The sequence below is a fragment of the Streptosporangium sp. NPDC050855 genome (assembly GCF_044456585.1).
GTDB lineage: Bacteria > Actinomycetota > Actinomycetes > Streptosporangiales > Streptosporangiaceae > Streptosporangium > Streptosporangium longisporum.
In genome coordinates this window covers 32,667-52,373 of the sequence record NZ_JBITFY010000033.1, presented here as the reverse complement: position 1 = coordinate 52,373, position 19,707 = coordinate 32,667, and the positions used below count along the sequence as shown (strand labels likewise).

Annotated in this window: 14 protein-coding genes; 5 read left to right on the top strand and 9 right to left on the bottom strand. The window is 72.8% G+C overall.

Going from position 1 to position 19,707, the window contains the following annotated elements; genetic code table 11:
- The 4 genes from ACIBCT_RS38180 to ACIBCT_RS38165 all read right to left on the bottom strand — a co-directional run.
- On the bottom strand, positions 1-3,252 hold a 3,252-nt coding region (locus ACIBCT_RS38180; RefSeq protein WP_399196898.1), incomplete at its 3' end, for a type I polyketide synthase.
- 271 nt (positions 3,253-3,523) lie between these two features.
- The gene (locus ACIBCT_RS38175) at positions 3,524-4,762 is read right to left on the bottom strand and encodes a type III PLP-dependent enzyme (protein WP_399196897.1); all 1,239 of its coding nucleotides are present in this window, start codon (positions 4,760-4,762) and stop codon (positions 3,524-3,526) included.
- The gene (locus ACIBCT_RS38170; RefSeq protein ID WP_399196896.1) at positions 4,759-6,288 is read right to left on the bottom strand and encodes an AMP-binding protein; all 1,530 of its coding nucleotides are present in this window, start codon (positions 6,286-6,288) and stop codon (positions 4,759-4,761) included. The genes ACIBCT_RS38175 and ACIBCT_RS38170 overlap by 4 nt, the downstream gene beginning before the upstream one ends.
- Before the next feature lie 132 nt (positions 6,289-6,420).
- The gene (locus tag ACIBCT_RS38165; protein ID WP_399196894.1) at positions 6,421-8,064 is read right to left on the bottom strand and encodes an AMP-binding protein; all 1,644 of its coding nucleotides are present in this window, start codon (positions 8,062-8,064) and stop codon (positions 6,421-6,423) included.
- Between the two features lie 262 nt (positions 8,065-8,326).
- Here ACIBCT_RS38165 and ACIBCT_RS38160 point away from each other — a divergent pair, with 262 nt between their 5' ends.
- On the top strand, positions 8,327-8,575 hold the full coding sequence (locus ACIBCT_RS38160) for an acyl carrier protein (protein ID WP_344903792.1): 249 nt from the start codon (positions 8,327-8,329) through the stop codon (positions 8,573-8,575).
- Positions 8,576-8,615: 40 nt separating this feature from the next.
- Here the strand turns inward: ACIBCT_RS38160 and ACIBCT_RS38155 are convergent, their stop codons facing one another.
- From ACIBCT_RS38155 to rfbC, 4 genes are read right to left on the bottom strand one after another with little or no spacing between them, the layout of a single operon-like run.
- On the bottom strand, positions 8,616-9,698 hold the full coding sequence (locus ACIBCT_RS38155; RefSeq protein WP_399196893.1) for an ACP S-malonyltransferase: 1,083 nt from the start codon (positions 9,696-9,698) through the stop codon (positions 8,616-8,618).
- Positions 9,699-9,700: 2 nt separating this feature from the next.
- Positions 9,701-10,600, bottom strand: a complete 900-nt coding sequence (locus tag ACIBCT_RS38150; RefSeq protein WP_399196892.1) for a proline iminopeptidase-family hydrolase — start codon at positions 10,598-10,600, stop codon at positions 9,701-9,703.
- A 9-nt stretch (positions 10,601-10,609) separates the two neighbouring features.
- A complete protein-coding gene (locus tag ACIBCT_RS38145) occupies positions 10,610-11,731 on the bottom strand; it encodes a DegT/DnrJ/EryC1/StrS family aminotransferase (RefSeq protein WP_399196891.1) in 1,122 nt (373 codons plus the stop codon).
- Between the two features lie 31 nt (positions 11,732-11,762).
- A complete protein-coding gene (gene rfbC, locus ACIBCT_RS38140; protein ID WP_399196890.1) occupies positions 11,763-12,371 on the bottom strand; it encodes a dTDP-4-dehydrorhamnose 3,5-epimerase in 609 nt (202 codons plus the stop codon).
- 932 nt (positions 12,372-13,303) lie between these two features.
- On the opposite strand from rfbC, the gene ACIBCT_RS38135 reads away from it, so the two are divergent.
- The 4 genes from ACIBCT_RS38135 to ACIBCT_RS38120 all read left to right on the top strand — a co-directional run bounded on the left by ACIBCT_RS38135 (position 13,304) and on the right by ACIBCT_RS38120 (position 18,232).
- Positions 13,304-14,725, top strand: a complete 1,422-nt coding sequence (locus tag ACIBCT_RS38135) for an acyl-CoA carboxylase subunit beta (protein WP_399196889.1) — start codon at positions 13,304-13,306, stop codon at positions 14,723-14,725.
- Positions 14,726-14,954: 229 nt separating this feature from the next.
- Positions 14,955-16,328 carry a crotonyl-CoA carboxylase/reductase gene (ccrA, locus tag ACIBCT_RS38130; RefSeq protein ID WP_399196902.1) on the top strand — a complete coding sequence of 458 codons (1,374 nt, stop codon included), beginning with the start codon at positions 14,955-14,957 and terminating at the stop codon, positions 16,326-16,328.
- A 6-nt stretch (positions 16,329-16,334) separates the two neighbouring features.
- A complete protein-coding gene (locus ACIBCT_RS38125) occupies positions 16,335-17,348 on the top strand; it encodes a 3-oxoacyl-ACP synthase III family protein (RefSeq protein WP_399196888.1) in 1,014 nt (337 codons plus the stop codon).
- The gene (locus tag ACIBCT_RS38120) at positions 17,345-18,232 is read left to right on the top strand and encodes a 3-hydroxybutyryl-CoA dehydrogenase (protein WP_344903816.1); all 888 of its coding nucleotides are present in this window, start codon (positions 17,345-17,347) and stop codon (positions 18,230-18,232) included. Before ACIBCT_RS38125 ends, ACIBCT_RS38120 begins: the two co-directional genes overlap by 4 nt.
- Positions 18,233-18,543: 311 nt before the next feature.
- On the opposite strand, the gene ACIBCT_RS38115 is transcribed toward ACIBCT_RS38120, so the two are convergent.
- A complete protein-coding gene (locus ACIBCT_RS38115) occupies positions 18,544-19,392 on the bottom strand; it encodes a thioesterase II family protein (RefSeq protein ID WP_399196887.1) in 849 nt (282 codons plus the stop codon).
- Positions 19,393-19,707: the final 315 nt, after the last annotated feature.

Genomic DNA, 19,707 nt, shown 5'->3' with positions numbered 1-19,707 from the left:
CCCATGCAACCCCAGCGACAACCGCCCCGAGAACAACACCCCCTGCGAATCGGCCACCACCACCACCGCACCCAGCAACGGATGATCCACCGAACTCAGACCGACCGAGGTGAGGTCGCCGCCGGAGGCGCCGGCCTCCAGCCAGAAGCGACGGTGCTGGAAGGCGTAGGTGGGCAGGTCGACCCGGCGCGGCCCGTACGGGGCGAGGGCCGGCTCCCAGTCGACGCGCAGGCCGTGGACGTGGGCCTCGGCCAGCGAGGTCAGGAAGCGGCGCGGGCCTCCCTCGCCGCGGCGCAGGGAGCCGAACGCGGCGGCCTCCAGGCCGGCCTCGTCGATCGCGTCCTGGACGCTCATCGCGAGCACCGGGTGCGGGCTGGACTCCAGGAACACGCGCTGTCCCTCGGCCAGCAGCGTCTGGACGACCTGGTGGAACTCCACCGGGTAGCGGGCGTTGCCGAACCAGTACTCCGCGGTCAGCTCGGCGGTGTCGAGCAGGCCGCCGGTCACGGTCGAGTAGAACGGGATGTCTCCGCTGCGGGGGGTGACCGGGGCGAGCATGTCCAGCAGGCGCTCGCGCAGCGGGTCGACCTGGGCGCAGTGCGAGGCGACCGAGGAGGCCACGACGCGGGCGCGCACGCCCTCGGCCTCGCAGCCGGCGACCAGCTCGGCCAGGGCGTCGGCGTCGCCGACCACGGTGGAGGAGAAGGGGCCGTTCTTGCCGCCGACGGACAGCTTGCCGTGCCAGCGGGCGAGGCGCCGCTCGACCTCGGAGGCGGGCAGCGCGACCGCGGCGACCCCGCCCTTGCCGATCAGGGTCTCGGCGAACAGGCGGCTGCGCAGCACGATCACCCGTACCGCGTCGGCCAGCGACAGTCCTCCGGCCACGTAGGCGGCCGCGACCTCGCCCTGGGAGTGTCCGACGACGGCGGCCGGCAGGACGCCGTGGGACTTCCACAGCTCGGCCAGGGAGACCATCACCGCGAACAGCACCGGCTGGACGACCTCGAGCCGGTCCAGGGAGGGCGCGCCCGGGGTGCCGCGCAGCGCGTCGAGCAGGCTCCAGTCCACGTGGGTCTCGATCTCCGCGGCGCACTCGCGCATGCTGCGCGCGAAGACCGGCGAGGAGTCGAGCAGTTCCACGGCCATCCCGGCCCACTGGGACCCCTGGCCGGGGAAGACGAAGACCGGGCGCTCCTGGGCGGAGGCGACGCCCTGGAGCACGTTCGGCACCGACTCCCCCTCGGCCAGCGCGGCCAGGCCGGCGAGGAGTTCCTCGCGGTCGCCCGCGACGACGACCGCACGGTGGTCCCACAGCGACCGGGTGGTCACCAGGGAGTGGCCGACGTCGACCGGGTCGAGGTCCTCCCCGGCCTGTCGGCGGTCCCGGAGGTGGGCGGCCAGGCGGGCCGCCTGCGCCCGCAGCGCCTGCCCGCTCCTGGCCGACAGCGGCACCGGCACCGCGACGGGCCGGAGCGTCTCCTCCGCGACACCATCGGCGCTGTCGGCGCTCCCGGCGCTCGCGAGGTCGTCCGCGGAACCGTCCGCGGCCACGGTGTCGGCCGCGGGGGGCTCCTCCAGGATCACGTGCGCGTTGGTGCCGCTGACGCCGAAGGAGGACACCGCGGCCCGGCGCGGGGCGCCGGACTTCTCCCACGGCAGGTCCTCGGTCAGCAGCTCGACCTCTCCCATGGACCAGTTGACGTACGGGGACGGCTCGTCCACGTGCAGGGTCCGGGGCAGCACGCCGTGCCGCATGGCCATCACCATCTTGATCACACCCGCGGAGCCGGCCGCCGCCTGGGTGTGCCCGATGTTCGACTTGATCGAGCCCAGCCGGAGCGGCGCGGCGTCGCCCCGGTCGCGGCCGTAGGTGGCCAGCAGGGCGTGGGCCTCGATCGGGTCGCCCAGTTTGGTGCCGGTGCCGTGCGCCTCGACCACGTCGACGTCGCCGCTGGAGAGCCCGGCGTTGGCCATGGCCTGGCGGATGACCCGCTCCTGCGAGGGGCCGTTGGGCGCGGTCAGGCCGCTGCTGGCGCCGTCCTGGTTGATCGCCGAGCCGCGGATGACCGCCAGCACCGGGTGTCCCCGGCGGAGCGCGTCCGACAGGCGCTCGACCACGATGACGCCGACGCCCTCGGAGAAGCCGGTGCCGTTGGCGGAGGAGGAGAACGCCTTGCAGCGGCCGTCGGCGGCGATCACCTGCTGGCGGCTGAACGCGGTGTAGGTGCCGGGGGTGGACATCACGGTCACGCCACCGGCCAGCGCCAGCGAGGTCTCGCCGGTGCGCAGGGACTGGCAGGCCAGGTGGATCGCGACCAGCGAGGCCGAGCAGGCGGTGTCGACGGTGAGGGTCGGCCCCTCCAGCCCGAAGGTGTAGGCGATGCGGCCGGAGACCACGCTGGTGGCGTTGCCGGTGACCAGGTACCCCTCGACCTCGCCGGGCGCCTTGTCGAGCCGGGGGCCGTAGTCCTGCGGTTCGGCGCCGATGAACACGCCGGTCTGGCTGCCGCGCAGCGAGCGCGGGTCGATGCCGGCCCGCTCGAACGCCTCCCAGGCGGTCTCCAGCAGCAGCCGCTGCTGCGGGTCCATCGCCACGGCCTCGCGCGGGTTGATCCCGAAGAAGTCGGAGTCGAACTCGGCGGCGTCGTGCAGGAAGTGCCCGACGCGCGCGTAGCTGGTGTTGGCCGTCGACGGGTCGTCGTCGAACAGCCGCTCCAGGTCCCATCCGCGGTCGACGGGGAAGCCGGTGACGGTCTCGCCGCCCTCGGCGACCAGCCGCCACAGCTCCTCGGGGGTGGCGATGCCGCCCGGGTAGCGGCAGCCGATGCCGACGATGGCGATCGGCTCGTCGGAGCCGACGATCGCGCGTACCTCGGAGGTCTCGCCGTCGGCCAGGCCGAGGACCTCCTCGAACAGGTAGGCGGCCACGGCGGCGGGGGTGGGGTGGTCGAAGGCGAGGGTCATCGGCAGTTCCGCGCCCATCCGCTCGGCGAGCCGGTCGTGCAGCTCGACCGCGGCCAGCGAGTCGAAGCCCAGCTCCTGGAACGCCTGGTACGGGTCGATCGTGTCGGGGGCGTACGGCAGCACGGTGCGCAGGATCTCGACCGTCAGGTCGTGCACGAGCTCGACCAGGAAGGCGAGCCGGCGCTCGGCGGTCAGGTCCTCCGAGGGGAACGTGAACGCCGAGGGCGCCACCCGCCCGCCGTCCGCCGCGCCGGAGGTGCCAGAAACGAACTGCTCGGACTCGCTCATCCGTCCACTCCACGTCTTTGAAAAACCGTATGAAGGCCGTACGAATCGCCAGAGGCGCTGAAGCATTCGGGGCTCCGGGAGAGCGGGCCGGCCGCTCCCGGACGTCCCGGCACCGCCGGGGTCCCGCCGTGGCACGCGACCGTGCCGCGTCGGGGAGCCCTGCGAGACCCCGCGGGGCTCCCCGGGGACACCCCGGGGACACCGCGGGGACACCGTGGAACACCGCGTGGACACCGCGGGACCCTCACCCGGGGCCCCGCGACGCCGGAACTCAGTCGTATTTCCGGACGAACTGGATACGGGACGCCGACACGACCTCACCGCCGCGCACGACGACCTCGGTGGGGGCGGGACGTCCCAGGAACATCAGCAGGCTCGCGGTCATCCCGTACGCGCCCGCGTTGGGGATGGTGACGACGTCGCCCACCGAGAGTGCGGGGAGCCGCACGTTCTTGCCCAGGACGTCGCCCGGGGTGCAGAGCGGGCCGGCCAGGGTGGCGACCTCCTCCCCGGCCGGGTCGCCGTCCCGCGACGGGTCGTCGCCGAGCCCCACCGAGACCGGCAGCAGCCGTCCCAGGCCCGACATGCCCCCCAGGGTGTTGATGCCCGCGTCGAGGATGACGAACTTGCGCCCGCGGCTCTCCTTGATGTTGACCACGGTGCACAGCAGCTCCCCGGCGCCGCCGACCAGGTGGCGCCCGGACTCGCAGGCGATCCGCGGCGTCCCGGCCCGCCAGTCGGGGAAGTGCTCGTCGAGGATCTCCTCCAGCGCGGCCCGCAGGCCCGGGTAGACGGGCCGCTCCCCGGGGGTGAGGTAGGGGGCGGCGAAGCCCCCGCCGATGTCCAGCAGGCGCACCGGCAGGTCCACCTCCCGCCGCAGGCCCGCCGCCACCGAGATGGTGTGGCGGAACTCCCCGATCAGGCTCTCCTCGTCCTTGGCGTTGCTCAGCGAGAACAGGTGGGCCCCGGCCAGCCGGGTGCCGGGCACCGCGCGCAGCTCGGGCATCAGGTCCGCCAGCGTCTCGCTGTCGATGCCGAACTGGGAGGGGGTGCCGGTCATCCTGATGCTGGTCGCCGCACTGGAGGTGGCGCTGTTGACGCGGAGCAGGCAGTCGGCGACCACGCCGTGGGCGCTCGCCACCTCCCCCACGCGCCGCAGGTCGCCCGGTGACTCCACCGAGAAGGAGACGACCCCGGCGGCGATCGCGGCCGTCAGCTCCTCGCGGGTCTTGCCCGGCCCGGTGTAGAGGATCTCCGAGCCGTCGAAGCCGGCCTCCAGGGCGGCGCTCAGCTCGCCGGTCGAGCTGATCTCGGCCAGGCAGCCGCGTCCGTCCCCGCCGCGCAGCGCACGGGCGATCTCGGGGTGCGGGTTGGCCTTGAAGGAGAAGAACAGCTCGAACGTCTCCGGCAGCGAGGACAGCAGGGCGTCGCGGGCGTCCGTGACGCGGTCGAGGTCGTAGACGTACAGCGGGGAGCCGTACCTGGCGACGAGGTCGGTGGTGCGGCTCATGCGGAGCTCCCCTCGAGCAGCAGCGCCAGCTGCTTGCGCTCGTTCTTGCCGTTCAGGGTCAGCGGGAACCTCTCCAGCACGTGGCAGGCCGCGGGCACCTTCGGCGGTTCCAGCCGCTCGGCCAGCTCGCGCAGGACCGCGTGCGGGGTCAGCTCGCCCTCGACGAACACCACCAGGTCGCGGCCGTCGGCGGGGGGAAGGACCACGGCCGCGGTGACGCCGGGGATGTCCATGGCGGCCGCCTCGATCTCGACGGTGCTCATCCGGGTGCCCTTGCGCTTGAACATGTCGTCCCGGCGGCCCTGGAAGTACAGGTAGCCGTCCTCGTCGAGGCTGCCGTAGTCACCGGTGTGCAGGCGCGCCCTGCCGGTCTCGGGGTCGGGGCGGTAGGCCCGCGCGGTCAGCACGGGGTCGCGCCAGTAGCCGGCCATCACGTTCGGCCCGTCCACGACGATCTCGCCGACCTCGCCGGCGGGCAGCGGGCGGCCCTCGCCGTCGAGGATCAGCACGCGGGTGCCGGGCAGTGCCCTGCCGGACGCGCCGGGACGTTCCCCGTCGAGTTCCGGCTCCATGATGGTGACGCGCTTGCACTCGGTGATGCCGTACATCCTGACCACCCGGGCGCCCGGGAACGACGCGCGCAGCCCGTCGATGGTCGCGGACGGCAGGGCCGCCCCGGTGTTGGTGAACATCCGCACCGACGGCGCGGAGCCGGGGGCGCGCCTGGCCAGCGTCGAGATCATCGCGCCGAGGGACGGCACGATCGGGACGACGGTCGCGCCGCAGTCGCGGATCTGCCCGAGCAGCGCCACGTCCGGCCCGTCCCCGGCCAGCACCAGCTCGGCGCGGCCCAGCGCGGACAGGAAGATCTGGTAGAGGCCGTAGTCGAAGGACATCGGCGGCCGGCAGAAGACCACGTCGCCCGGCCGGTAGCCGAGCACCGCGTTGATGGCGGAGGCGGCGTAGCTCACCCGCTCGTGCGGGCAGACCACCGCCTTGGGCGCGGCCGTGCTGCCCGAGGTGTAGATGAGGACGGCGACGTACTCGGCCGGGATCTCGACCGGCTCGCGGGTGACGGGCCGGTCGGCCCGCTCCTCGATCCCGGCCCAGATCTCGTCGAGGTCGTGCACGGGGACGTCCCCGAGCGTCCGCACGGTCGCGGCGGCCTCCCCCGACCCGACGACGAGCGACGGCTCGCAGTCCTTCAGGACCGAGCTCAGGTGGAACGGCTTCATGCCGGGGTTCAGCGGCACCAGGACGGCGCCGCGGCGCAGGACGCCGTAGACGATGGGGACCATCTCGCGCCGGTTGGGGAGCTGGACGATCACCCGGTCTCCCGGGCCGACTCCCTGCTCGTCCAGCCACGCCTCGAAGGCGTGGCTCAGCTCGGCGACCCGCCGGTAGTTCCACCCGCCCCGCGCGTCGCGGACCGCGGGGTCGGAAGGCGCGGCCGCGGCCGCGTCGTCCAGCAGGCGGTGCACGAGATCCGACCGCAGGGACGGCACCTCGGAAATCAATTTCTCCACATTAGTCTCCCGTCCCCGAATGAAAAAAGAATTTCCTCCGGCGGCCCATGCGCTTTTTCATGGGACAGGGCCCAGATAAATCCATGGAAACGCTACCTCGCCCCTCCCCGGCGGCCACACCCCTACGCCCCCCTAAAGAATCTCCCGGGACGCCGCGCCGACGGGGGACGCCTTTTCGGGGGTCGCCGGAGGCGCCTGTTCGGTGCCGGTGAGGATGCGGGCGGCCCACGCCGCGAGACCGGCCCGGTCCACCTTGCGGTTGGGGTTCAGCGGCAGCTCGTCCAGGTGCCGGTAGTGGCGGGGGATGATGCCCGGGGGCAGGGTCCGGCGGAGCCTCGCGGCGAGGTCGGCCGGGCGTGACGGCGTCCCGGTGTAGAACACCACGAGCTCGACGTCGCCGTCGGCGCCCCCGCTGACGGTCACCGCGTCGTCGACCCCGTCGCACCCGCGCAGGGCGTGGTCGATCTCGGCGAGCTCCACCCGCCAGCCGCGCACCTGGACCTGGGCGTCGGCCCTGCCCAGGTAGACCAGCTCGCCGCCTGCGGCCCTGCGGATCCGGTCGCCGGTGTTGTACCAGGTCCGCCCGTCGCGTTCGACGAACCGGCCGCCGTCGTCGGCGGGGTCGAGGTAGCCGGGGGTGGTCTGCGGCCCGGTGATCCACAGCTCGCCCTCGGTGGCGTCGGGCCTGCCCTCGGCGTCCAGCAGCACGTGCTCGTGCCCGTCGTTGACCTCGCCGATCGGCGCCATGCCGTTGACGCCCAGGCCCGGGGAGACCTCCTGGTCCCAGCGGTGGGCGGTGACGGTGATGGTCAGCTCGGTCGGCCCGTAGAGGTTCTCCAGCGTGGAGGCGGGCGCGGCCCGCTGCCAGTCGGTGGCGTCGGCGCACTTCAGCGCCTCACCGGCGAACAGGCTCCAGCGCAGGCCGGGCATGGAGCCCGGTCGCAGGCCGCCCGTCCTGCGGGCCATGGAGATGGCGCTGGGCGTGGAGAACCACACGGTGACGCCCTGCTCGGCGAGGAACGCGGGCAGGTCCCGGTAGGCGTGCGGCGGTACGGGGACCGCGACGGCCCCGGCCCCCCAGGCGCAGAACAGGTCGAACATCGCGCAGTCGAAGGTCAGGTCGAAGGTCTGCGAGAAGACGTCGCCGGGGGTGAAGTCGTAGCGCCGGTCCAGCAGGGCGAAGTAGTGGGCGGTGTTGGCGTGGGTGATCGGCACCCCCTTGGGGCGGCCGGTGGAGCCGGAGGTGAACAGCACGTAGGCGATGTCGCCGGGCTCGACCGGGCGCGGGCGCTCCAGCGCGCGCTCCGGGCCTGGCGGGGCCGCCGCCGGGTCCAGGACCGCGAGGTCGAGCCCGTCCGCGGCGAGCTCGGCGGCCCGTGCCCGGCCCCGGTCGTCCACGACCAGCGTGGACACCCCTGCGGCCTCGATCATCTGTCGGGTACGGGCCGCGGGGAAGTCCGGGTGCAGCGGCACGACGGTCGCCCCGGCGTACAGGCCGGCCAGGATCCCGGTGTAGGCGACGGCCCCCTTGGCGGCGAGCACCCCGACGGCCCCGGAGGGGCGGGACGCGGCGCCTGCGGCCCCGGGCGGGGCCGGGACGGGCAGCGCCCCGGCCCAGAGCAGGGCCGCGCGGTGGACCTCGGCGTAGGAGGCCGTACCGGCGCCGCTGCCGGAGCCGCTGCCGGAGCCGGCGACGCGGAAGGCCGGCCGTTCCGGGGAGGTCTCCAGGCCGCGCAGGAAACGCGAGTAGAGGGCGTGGGAGGTTTCCACGGTCATTTCCGTCCTTGAATGTCGATGGGTGCGCGTGGTTATTCCGATACGCCCGGCAAAAGGCCCGGAATCAATTCGAAGAATCACCGCGAGAGCGATGGACATCGGCGCCCGCGCGCGCTAGGTTCACTTCGGAGGGGCGAGGTGAGAATGACGCCCGGCAGTGGTGCCGCCCCTCGGGTGAATGTCGCGGACCGCGACTCCCCTCATCTTTCTTTTCGCGTTCACACCCCAGCACGCCCTCCACTGAGAAGGGAAGTCGACCACCATGTGGGACGATCGTTTCGAGGAGCTCCTGCGCCGGCAGCTCCCCTTCCTGCCGCCGGAAGAGAAGATCGAGCAGGACACCCCCCTGACCGACCTCGGTCTCGACTCGCTCGGCATCGTCGAGCTGCTGTCCGCCCTGGAGGAGGAGTACGGGGTGCACTTCCAGGACGACGCCCTCAGCATGGAGACCTTCCGCACACCGGGCACGCTCTGGAAGGTCCTGTCGGGGATGTTCCGTCCGGTGGGCTGACCGGGCGGCGCGGGACCGGCGGGCGGACCCGCCGGTCCCGTCACGCACCGGACGGCCGTACCGGCCGCGACCCCGGCTGTGACCCCGGCTGTGACCCCGACTGTGACCCCGACTGCGGCACCGACTGTGACCCCGACTGCGGCACCGGTCGCGACGGTGAGGACGACGCGGGCCGCGACCCCGGCCGGGGCGCCGCCACCACCCTCGGGTTGACCGGCACGACGGTGAAGTTCCTCGTGGTGACCGGCACCCGGCCGAACAGGCTGTCCTGACCGGCGACGCAGACCCGCGCCACGCCGAGGCCGCGCAGCGTGTCCACCACGTCCGGCCAGCGCAGCGCCCGCACGAAGCCGTCCAGCAGCATCGTCCGCACGCCGTCCCCGGTGGTCAGCACGGTCCCGTCGTGGTCGTCGACGACCGGCAGGCGCGGGTCGGCGAAGTCCAGCCCGTCGAGGACCTCCCGGGCCGCCAGGCGCCGCAGCGGCTCGAACGCGGCCGAGTGCATCGGGGGCCGCATCGTGTAGAGCGAGAGCCCGCCCATCGAGCGCACCCTCCCCTGGAGCCACTCGACCCGCCGCTCGCGCAGCGAGAGCATGTGGAAATCGTGGTCGACGCGGCACGACAGGTCGTACCACTCGTCGTGCTCGTCCAGCTCCGCCAGCAGTTCCTTCAGCCGGGGCTCGGGGACGCGGACGAAGGAGTGGGTGACGATGTCGGTGTGCTCGCGGGCGAAGTACCCGGCGGTGCAGCGTGCCAGCGCCGCGGTCGTCCGCACGGCGTCCTCGAAGGAGAGCGCGCCCGAGTAGGCGGTGGCGGCCTTGCCGCCGAAGCTGGGGCCCGCGCACACCTCGGGCTCGACGCCCAGTTCCCGCTCCGCCCACTCCGCCAGGGCCAGGCAGTTCACCATGAACGCCACCTGTGCCGCCTCGGTGTAGTCGTCCCCCGAGTCGCGGAAGCGCTCGACGGGCGAGTAGCCGAGCGCGTCGCCGGCGCGCTCGAACAACCGCCGCGCCCCGGGGTCCCCGAGCATGAACGCGGCGACGTCGGCGAACCTGGTGGGCCCCATGCCGGGGAAGACGATCGCCGTCCCGGCCTTGGCGCCGGTGTCTGTATCGCTGTTCATCGCTATTCCAAACTCTTGAGGAACTCGGTCATGACCGCGATGAAGCGCTCGGGCTCCTCCAGGTGCGGCGTGTGGCTGGAGTTCTCGAAGATCTCCCAGCGGACGTCGGGGATGAGGTCGACGTAGGGCCGTACCGTGGCGGGGGTGGCCTCGTCGTGGCGCCCGGAGATGACCAGCGTGGGCACGTCGATGTCGGGAAGGCCGTCGATCACCCCCCAGTCGCGCAGCGAGCCGATCACGTGGAACTCGCTCGGCCCGTTCATCGCGTAGTAGACGGTGGGGTCGTTGTAGATCTCCATGAACGTGGCGAGGAACTCGCGCGGCCACGGCTGCAGCGTGCAGACGTGCCTGTTGTAGAAGACCATCATGGCGTCGAAGTACTCCTGGGAGTCCGTCGTGCCGGCCTCCTCGTGCGCGCGCAGCGTGTCGTCCACGCCGGGGGGCAGCCGCTCGCGCAGCACCCGCATCTCGCTCAGCCAGAGCGGGTACGACGCCGGGGCGTTGGCGACCACCAGGCCGCGCAGCCCGGCCGGCCCGCGCGAGGCGTGCTCGGCGACCAGCAGCCCGCCCCACGACTGGCCGAACAGGACGTAGTCGTCGTCCACGCCCAGGTGCCGCAGCAGGTTGTCCAGCTCGTCGAGGAAGAGGGCGGGCGTCCAGAAGCCCGGGTCCGCGTCCGGCAGGTGGGTGGAGCCGCCGTTGCCGAGCTGGTCGTAGTGGACGACGGGCCAGCCGGCCTCGGCGAGCACGGCCAGGCCCACCAGGTAGTCGTGGGTGCTGCCGGGACCGCCGTGCACCGCGACCAGCGTGGGCAGGCCGGAGCCGGGGGTGCCGGTCACCCGGTACCAGGTCCGGTGCTCACCGAACGGCACGGTCCCCTTGGCGCTGGGCGCGACGGGCATGGGGAGTCCTCACCAGCCCTTCTTGATGGAGGCGGCGATGTGCTCGCGCTGCTCGTCGGTCACCCACGAACCCACGGGCACGCACACGATCTGCGGGGCGACCCTCTCCAGGTTGGGAAGGAGCGCGGCGTACTCGCGCACGCAGGTGTGCAGGTCGTTGCGCTCGTGCACGTTGCTGACCATGATCCCGGCGTCGTCCATGCGCTTCATGAACGACTCCCGGTCCTCCACCTTCATGGGGTAGATCCAGAAGGAGGACTCCCGGTCCCCGGCCCGCTCGGTCAGCTCCAGGCCGGGGGTGCCGGCGAGCTCGCGGTCGTAGAAGGCGGCGTTGTCGCGGTGCCTGGCCAGGACCTCGTCGACGCCGGCCAGGTTGGCCAGGCCGACCGCGGCGTTGATGTCGTTCATGTGGAACTTGAAGCCCCACTCGGGCACGTCCGGGGGGTTGCGCAGCCGGTCGGCGGTGCGGTCGATGCCGAACCAGCGCAGCAGCCGGGCCCGCCGGTACAGCTCGTCGGTGGGCAGCACGATCGCCCCGCCGTCCCCGGAGGTCAGGTGCTTGATGGCCTGGAAGCTGAAGACCGAGACGTTGCCGTGGGTGCCCAGCGGCCTGCCCCGGTAGGTGGCGCCCCAGGCGTGCGCGGAGTCCTCGATCACCACGGGGCGGAACCCGAACCTGGCCTCGGCCTCGTCGAGGATCTGGCCGAGCCGGTCGAGGTCGACCGCGTAGCCGGCGAAGTGCACCACCATGACGGCGCGCGTCCGGGGTGAGATCTTGCGGGCGAGGTCGTCCAGGTCGACGTTGAGGGTGGCCGGGTCGATGTCGACCCAGCGGATGCGCAGCCGGTTGGCGAGGATCGCCCAGTTGGTGGCCTCCATGGTCAGCGGCGTGGACAGCACCTCGCCGTCGTCGCCGTCGTCGCCGGTGCCCCCGGCGACCAGGTGCAGGGCCAGCTGCAGACCGGCGGTGGCGCTGTTGAGGGTGGCGACCCGGGGGTTGCCGATCCTGGCGGCCAGGGCCGCCTCGAACTCGTCGACCTTGGCGCCCTGGCCGATCCGGCCGCTGCCCAGGACCTCGGCGGCCGCGGCGGGGGCGGCCGGCGACATCGCCACACCGAACAAGGGGATCATCGTTGGCTCCAGGTGTTCCGCGGGGACGTCATCAGGTCAGGGCGTAGTCGTTGAGCTCGGCGTAGCGGGCCTTGCAGTCGGCGTAGGCCGGCAGCAGGCCGCGTTCGGCGCACTCGCGCAGCGAGGGGGCGTCGCGGTCCTTGTCCGACAGCAGCAGCTCGTGCTCGCGCGGCCAGGGCAGCGCCAGCTCCGCGTCCAGCGGGTCGATCTGGATCTCCGTGCCGGGCGACCAGTTGCTGGAGCACAGGTAGACGACGGTGGCGTGCTCGGTCAGCGGGGCGAAGCCGTGCGCCAGGCCCTCGGCCAGGTAGAGGGCGTGCCGGTTGTCGGCGCTGAGCTGGACCGCGACATGACGGCCGTAGGTGGGCGAGCCGACCCGGATGTCCACCACGATGTCGACGATGGCGCCCTGGGCGCAGGCCACGTAGCGGGCCTGCCCGGGAAGGGCGGTCGCGTGCACGCCGCGGATCGTCCCGCGCCGGGAGACCGAGCAGTTGACCTGGGCGACCGAGAGGGGGTGGCCGATCGCCTCGCGGAACGCGGGCTGGTTGAACATCTCCAGGAACGTCCCCCGCCGGTCCGCGAAGACCTCGGGGGTGATCAGGAACGAGTCCTCCACCTCGAGCTGGTGGATCTTCATGTTCGAAACCTTTCTAAGGAGCCGCCGTGTGCCGGCGACCGCGCGAGTTCCCCGAACCCGCGCCGGCGTGACGCGGGGCCGGTGGCCACGCGCCCGGGAAGGGGACGCGCCGGAGGGCCGGGCGGCGGGACCGTCGCGGGACGCACCGGACGACCCCGTGCCGAACGGCGGCGCCGGGGTTCCCCGATCACCGCCGGAAAGCACACGGGGAAACGACGCCCGGCCGGAGACAATGAGGGTCCGACGATTCACGAGAACGTTCGTGAAAATGCCACCGCCGTCGGCGGAAGCGCTTTTCCCGGACGTTCTCCGGCTTTTCCCGCATGCCTCCGGTGAAGGCGCGGGCGTCCGTTCGGGGCCCGCCGACCCGGTTCCGCGCCCGGCCTTGCGTGCCCGGCGCCGTTCTCCACCGATACCGTTCATGGTCGTCAGCGGCGCGGTGCCGGACAACCCCTACCCGCCCCTTAACGATCGTGGCGCGGGCCGCTCCGGCCACGCCGTCCGCGCCCGTCGGGCCCCGCGCCACCGGCGTCGGACCCCCCGGCGAGCTGGGGCCGGGCGACGCCGGGCATCCGGTGGCGCCGGGCGCGGGGCCGGGCGCGGGCTCCGTGAGGCGTCCGGCCGGCGTCCTCCCCGGCGCGGACGCGGGACCGGACGGCCGCGCGGACGCGGTGGCGCGCGCAGGGCCCGGCACGGCCTTTCGAGGGGGCCTTCCTCTAGGGGTGCGATAAGGGTTGGTGCCCACGTGGCGTGCATATAGCGTTTCGTGCACGGGCCGGATAGAACACGGCGGATTCATGTTCCCGTGGTCGTGAACATTCTTCGGCCGCCGGCGGCGGATCGAGCCCGTACCCGATTTCAACGGGGGTGTCCCACGTGCAAGGAAACCCGCCCTTCACCGTATCGACTTTCGCCGAGAATGGATGATCGCGTTGACCGTCGGATATCCGGGCACCCGGCAGGAGCCCGAGCTCGACCAGCGCGCGCCGGCCGTCCGGCTGGCGCGGCTGCTCGACGCCGGCTCCCTGCTCCCGTTGCACGAGGAGGACACCAGCGGCGTGTCGGCCGTACGGGGCCGTGTCGCGGGCATCGACGTGATCGCCTACTGCACCGACGCCACGAACATGGGCGGGGCGATGGGCGCCGCGGGCAGCCTCAGGATCGTGGACGCCGTCGACACCGCCCTGGCCGAGGGGGTGCCGGTGATCGGCCTGTGGCACTCCGGTGGCGCCAGGCTCGCCGACGGCGTCGAGTCGATGGACGGTGTCGGCCGGGTGTTCGCCGCGATGACCAGGGCGTCGGGCAGGGTGCCGCAGATCTCGGTCGTCCTGGGGCCCGCGGCGGGCGCCGCCGCCTACGGGCCCGCGCTGACCAACGTGGTGATCATGTCGGAGGCCGGCCGGATGTTCGTGACCGGCCCCGACGTGGTGCGCGCCGTCACCGGCGAGCAGATCGACATGGAGTCCCTGGGCGGGCCCGTGGCGCACGGCCGCACGTCGGGCGTGGCGCACGTGGTGGCCGGGACCGAGGACGAGGCCTACCTGCGGGCCCGCTGGACGACCGAGCTCCTGGCCCGCCGGGGCTCGGTCGACCCCGGGTCGGTCCCCGACGGCGCGGACCTGAGGGCGCTGCTGCCGGACAACCCCCGCCGGGCCTACGACGTGCACCCGCTGGTGCTGGAGATCCTCGACGCCGGCGCGCCCTTCGTGGAGATGCAGCCGCGCTGGGCGGCCAACGTGGTCGTCGGCCTGGGCCGGCTGGCCGGGGCGTCGGTGGGCGTGGTCGCCAACAACCCGCTGCGCAAGGGCGGCTGCCTCGACTCGCTGAGCGCGGAGAAGGCCTCCAGGTTCGTGCGCATGTGCGACGCGTTCGGGGTGCCGCTGGTGGTGATCGTCGACGTGCCCGGCTACCTGCCCGGGGTCGGGCAGGAGTGGGGCGGGGTGATCCGGCGCGGGGCCAAGCTCCTGCACGCCTTCGCCGAGGCCGTCGTCCCCAGGGTGACCCTGGTCACCCGCCAGTCCTACGGCGGCGCGTACATCGCGATGAACTCCCGGTCGCTGGGCGCCAGCGCGGTGTTCGCCTGGCCGGAGGCGAAGGTCGCGGTGATGAGCGCGGAGGCCGCGGTCGGCGTGCTGCACCGCAGGCGGCTGGCCGCGGCCGCCGACGACGAGCGCGAGGCGCTGCGGCTCCGCCTCGTCGACGAGCACGTCCGCACCGCCGGGGGCGTGGCCCGCGCCATGTCCATCGGCGTGGTGGACGAGGTGATCGAGCCGGCGCACACCCGCCGCAGGATCGCCGAGGCCCTCGCCGCCGCCCCGGCCGGGCGCGGTGAGCACGGCAACATCCCCCTCTGACCCGCAGCACGTGAGCCGTCCCCGGCTCCCCGACCCCGCGCATCCTCCCGCCGGCCCGTCCCGGGTCCGAACGGACCGCCTCACCTCCGCGGCGGGCCCGCCCTCCGGCGGCCGTCACCGCAGGCAAGCCCACCACACCGAAAGGAGCCGGTGGATTCCGATGAACGCCGTTTCCCCCGTCATGCCCTTCCACCGCCGGGCGAACCCGGCGCCCCTCCCCGCGGACCCGATGGCCGACGCCCTGCTGGGCGGGGCGACCTCGGCCGAGCTCGCGCGGACCGCGCTGCCGCAGGAGTACGTCGCCGCCCACCTGCGGGTCGAGGACGTCGACATGTTCGGCGGCACCGACGACAAGGACGTGCGCAAGTCGCTGCGCGTCGGCCGGGTGCCCATGCCCGAGCTGGCTCCGGACGAGGTCCTGGTCGCGGTGATGGCCAGCTCCGTCAACTACAACACCGTCTGGTCGGCGATCTTCGAGCCGCTGCCGACGTTCAGCTTCCTCAAGCGGTTCGGCGCCACCGGCGGGTTCGCCGCCCGGCACGACCTGCCCTACCACGTCCTGGGCTCCGACGGCGCCGGGGTGATCGTCCGGGTCGGCGGCGGCGTGCGCCGCTGGCAGGTGGGCGACCACGTGGTGATGAGCCCGGTCCAGGTCGACGACCAGGAGCCGGCCACCCACGGCGACGGCATGCTCGGCGCCGACCAGCGCGTGTGGGGGTTCGAGACGAACTTCGGCGGGCTGGCCCACTACACGGTGGTCCGCGCGAGCCAGCTGGTCCGCAAGCCCGCCCACCTGACCTGGGAGGAGGCCGCCTCCATCACGCTGTGCGCGGGCACGGCCTACCGCATGCTGGTCAGCCGCCAGGGCGCGGACATGAAGCAGGGCGACATCGTCCTCATCTGGGGCGCGACCGGCGGGCTGGGCGCGTACGCCGTGCAGATGGTGAAGAACGGCGGCGGCATCCCGGTCGGGGTGGTCGGCTCCGCGGCCAAGGCCGCGGCCCTGGAACGGCTGGGGTGCGACATCGTCATCGACCGCAGTGAGATCGGCATGGGCGGCGACGAGCCCCCTGGGCCGGAGCGGACGATCGAGCTGGGCAGGCGCCTCGGGAAGATCATCCGGGAGCGGGCGGGCGGCGACCCGCACATCGTCTTCGACTACATCGGCAGGGCCACGTTCGGGATCTCGGTCTTCCTGGCCCGGCGCGGCGGCGTGGTCGTCACCTGCGGCTCCAGCACCGGCTACCAGCACCACTACGACAACCGCTACCTGTGGATGAACCTCAAGCGCATCATCGGCAGCCACGCCGCCAACCTGCAGGAGCTCTGGGAGTGCCTGCGGCTGTTCGAGCTGGGCAGGTTGATGCCGACCCTGTCGACGGTGTACTCGCTCGACGACGTGGGCGAGGCCACCCGGCTGGTGCAGACCAACGCCCACCTGGGCAAGGTGGGCGTGCTGTGCATGGCCCCCGAGCCGGGGCTGGGCGTCACCGACCCCGGGCTGCGCGCCAGGATCGGCGAGCACCGGCTGAACCCGCTCCGCGTCATGCCGGGCACCGAGGCCGCGGTCCGCCCCGAGGCGCTCCTGGCCGGAAGGGTGTAGGCGGCCGTGACCAGGCGAACCGCCGGAATCCTGTCGACCGGCTCGTACGTGCCCAAGGAGGAGGTCGGCAACGAGCGGGTGGCGGGTCCTGCCGGCGTCACCCCCGAATGGATCCTGGGCAAGACCCGGATCTCCTTCCGCCGGAACGCCGCACCGGACGAGGCGACCTCCGACCTGGCGGCCCTGGCCGCGCTGAACGCGATCGAGGGATCCGGCGTCGGCGTCGACCGCATCGGGTACGTCATCGTGGCCACCTCGACCGGTGACCACCCCCAGCCGCCCACCTCCTACCTGGTGCAGGACGCGATCGGCGCGTACGGCGCCGCCTGCTTCGACGTCAACGTCGTGTGCAGCGGCTTCGTCTACGCCCTGGACCTGGCCAGGGCCCTGGTCACGCTCCGGCCGGAGACCTACGCGCTCGTGGTGGGCGCGGACGTCTACTCGCGCATCCTCGACGCCACCGACCGCCGCACCGCGGTGCTGTTCGGGGACGGCGCAGGCGCCGCCCTCGTCGGCATGGTGCCCGAGCCGTACGGGATCATCGCCAGCGACCTGTCCAGCCGCGGCGAGGCGAGCGGGCTCATCAGCGTCAGGGCCGGGGGCAGCAGGCTCCCGGCCTCCCACGAGACCGTCGCGGCCGGCGACCACTACTTCAGGATGGACGGCCGCGGAGTGAGGAACTTCGTGATGGAGAACGTACCGCCCGCGCTGGAGGACCTGGTGCACGGCGCCGGGCACCGGCTGGACGACATCGACGTCTTCGTACCGCACCAGGCCAACGGGGTGCTGCTGGACGAGCTGACCCGCAGGTCGGGGCTGACCGGCGCGCGCTCGCCGAGCACGGTGGAGCGTTACGGGAACATGGGCAGCGCGTCGGTGCCGGTGGCCCTCGACGACGCCGCCCGGTCGGGCATGATCGCCGACGGTGACCTGGTGCTGCTCGCCGGTTTCGGCGGCGGCATGTCGATGGGCCTGAGCCTGCTGCGCTGGTCGGCGGGGACGTCCGGGGAGACGGCATGAGCGACGCGAACGGCATCGACAGGACCGCGGGCATCGACAGGGTCGGCATCGTCGGCTGCGGGGTCATGGGCTCGGGCATCGCCGACGTCTGCGCCCGCGCCGGGCTCGACGTGCGGGTGGTGGTCTCCAGCGGCGCCTCCATGGCCCGGGGGCGGCAGCGGCTGCTGAGCTCCCTGGACCGCGGCCTGCGCAAGGCGACGATCACCGAGGCCGAGCGGAGCGAGGCGGTGGAGCGGGTCACCTTCACCACCGACCTCAACGACCTGGGCGACCGGCAGATCGTCTTCGAGACGGCCCCGGAGAGCGAGTCGATCAAGCTCGACCTGTTCGGCGCGCTGGACAAGATCGTGGAGGATCCCGGCGCGATCCTGGCGTCGAACACGTCCTCCATCCCGATCATCAGGATGGCCAGGGCGACCGACCGGCCCGGCCAGGTCATCGGCGTGCACTTCTTCAACCCCGTCCCGGTGCTGCCACTGGTGGAGCTGATCGGGTCGCTGCTCACCGAGGAGGAGACCCGCGCGCGGGCCGAGGCGTTCGTCGTCGGGACGCTCGGCAAGCAGGTGATCCGCTCCCCCGACCGGGCGGGTTTCGTGGTCAACGCCCTGCTCATCCCCTACCTGCTGGCGGCCGTCCGGATGGTGGAGACGGGCTTCGCGACCGCCGACGTCATCGACAAGGGGATGGTGCTCGGCTGCTCGCACCCGATGGGCCCGCTGAAGCTCGCCGACCTGATCGGGCTGGACACGGTGGCCTCGATCGCCGACGCGCTGTACGAGGAGTTCAAGGACCCGCAGTACTCGCCGCCGCCGATGCTGCTACGGATGGTCGAGGGTGGCCTGCTCGGCAAGAAGACCGGCCGCGGGTTCCACGTCTACCCGTAGCGACACGCGTGGCCGGGGGTGTCGCACGACGCGCCCGTGACCCCTCCCAGAACGGCGCCGGACCCGCTCCGGCGCCGTTCTCGCGTCTACGTATATATCCGCACATGTCCCTATGTGGTCTGCACAACCGGATGCCGGGCCGTCCCCGCGCCGGTCCCGGCGCGGCAGGGCACCGGAGGTTTCGACGCGAGCCGTGATCTTTACGACGCGCCCGGCCGGTGTTTCGTCACGGGGACGACGCTGTACGGAATGACGGACGTCGCTTTTCCACACGGGACGCGGTACGCGGGGCGGCGTGCGGGGGAACGCGCTCAGGAACCGTTCCCGGAGCCTCGGCCCGCGCCGGTCAGGGCCGACGCGATGCGGTCCCCGACGATGCCGACGATCTCCTCGACGTGGTCGACGAGGTAGAAATGGCCGCCGGGGAAGAGCCGCATCTCGAACTCCGCCTCGGTGTGCTCGCGCCACAACCTCACGTCGCCCGGCCGGGCCTTGGGGTCGTCCGTGCCCGACAGGGCCGTGATCGGGCACGACAGCTTCGGGCCCGGCCGGTGACGGTAGGTCTCGACGGCCCGGTAGTCGCTGCGCACCATGGGCAGCACCGCCCGCATGAACTCGTCGTCACCGAGCACCCTCGCCGCCGTGCCGCCCAGGCCACGCAGCTCGGCCAGGAGGCTCTCGTCCGGCCGCAGGTGCATTCGGTCCTCGCGGTGGACCGACGGGGCGCGGCGCCCGGAGGCGAACAGCCCCACGGGCACGGTGCCCTGTCCCTCCAGCCTGCGGGCCACCTCGAAGGCCACCAGGGCGCCCATGCTGTGCCCGAAAAGGGCCATCGGGCGGCCGGTCCCGGGACGCAGCGCCTCGGCGATCCGGTCGGCCAGCTCCTCGACGTCGTCGACGCACTTCTCGGCCCGCCGGTCCTGCCTGCCGGGATACTGCACGGCGAGCACCTCGACCCCGGGCGGTGCCACGCGGGCCACTGGCAGGTAGAAGCCCGCGGCACCCCCGGCGTGCGGAAAACAGACCAGCGAGACCGACGCCCCGGCCGCCCCGGCCGCCCCGGCCGCCCCGGCCGCCCCGGCCGGCTCGGCCGGCTTCTGGCGCGAGCCGAGATGAAAACGCCGGATCCAGGTGTCGTCGACGCCCACGATCTCTTTCATGACATCCGTTTCATTTGGTCTCGCCGTCCGTAAACGATCGGCCCGTGCCGCCGCCCCTCCGGCCGGAGGACCACGGCGCACGGCGCGACGGGCCGGTTCCCCGATGAATGCGCGAAGAACCTGTGAGCGATATCACGTTCTACCCGCCGACCGGTATTCACTACCAAAAGTGATGCGATGATCACGTTGCGGCGAATCAGGTCTCCATCTGGGTCATGATATCCAAAGCCACCTGCGACGATCCACTCCGGCGACCCCGGCGTCCCCCCTAAATCAGATCCCCGTATAAGGGTAAATAGGGGGTTTGCATTTTTC

Excerpts from the sequence above, each read along its gene's own strand:
- ACIBCT_RS38120 (WP_344903816.1), top strand. The coding sequence starts at position 17,345 with ATGAGCGACGCGAACGGCATCGACAGGACCGCGGGCATCGACAGGGTC.
- ACIBCT_RS38160 (WP_344903792.1), top strand. The coding sequence starts at position 8,327 with ATGTGGGACGATCGTTTCGAGGAGCTCCTGCGCCGGCAGCTCCCCTTC.
- ACIBCT_RS38155 (WP_399196893.1), bottom strand. The coding sequence starts at position 9,698 with ATGAACAGCGATACAGACACCGGCGCCAAGGCCGGGACGGCGATCGTC.
- rfbC (WP_399196890.1), bottom strand. The coding sequence starts at position 12,371 with ATGAAGATCCACCAGCTCGAGGTGGAGGACTCGTTCCTGATCACCCCC.
- ccrA (WP_399196902.1), top strand. The coding sequence starts at position 14,955 with ATGGCCGACGCCCTGCTGGGCGGGGCGACCTCGGCCGAGCTCGCGCGG.
- ACIBCT_RS38145 (WP_399196891.1), bottom strand. The coding sequence starts at position 11,731 with ATGATCCCCTTGTTCGGTGTGGCGATGTCGCCGGCCGCCCCCGCCGCG.
- ACIBCT_RS38165 (WP_399196894.1), bottom strand. The coding sequence starts at position 8,064 with ATGACCGTGGAAACCTCCCACGCCCTCTACTCGCGTTTCCTGCGCGGC.
- ACIBCT_RS38115 (WP_399196887.1), bottom strand. The coding sequence starts at position 19,392 with ATGAAAGAGATCGTGGGCGTCGACGACACCTGGATCCGGCGTTTTCAT.
- ACIBCT_RS38150 (WP_399196892.1), bottom strand. The coding sequence starts at position 10,600 with ATGCCCGTCGCGCCCAGCGCCAAGGGGACCGTGCCGTTCGGTGAGCAC.
- ACIBCT_RS38175 (WP_399196897.1), bottom strand. The coding sequence starts at position 4,762 with ATGAGCCGCACCACCGACCTCGTCGCCAGGTACGGCTCCCCGCTGTAC.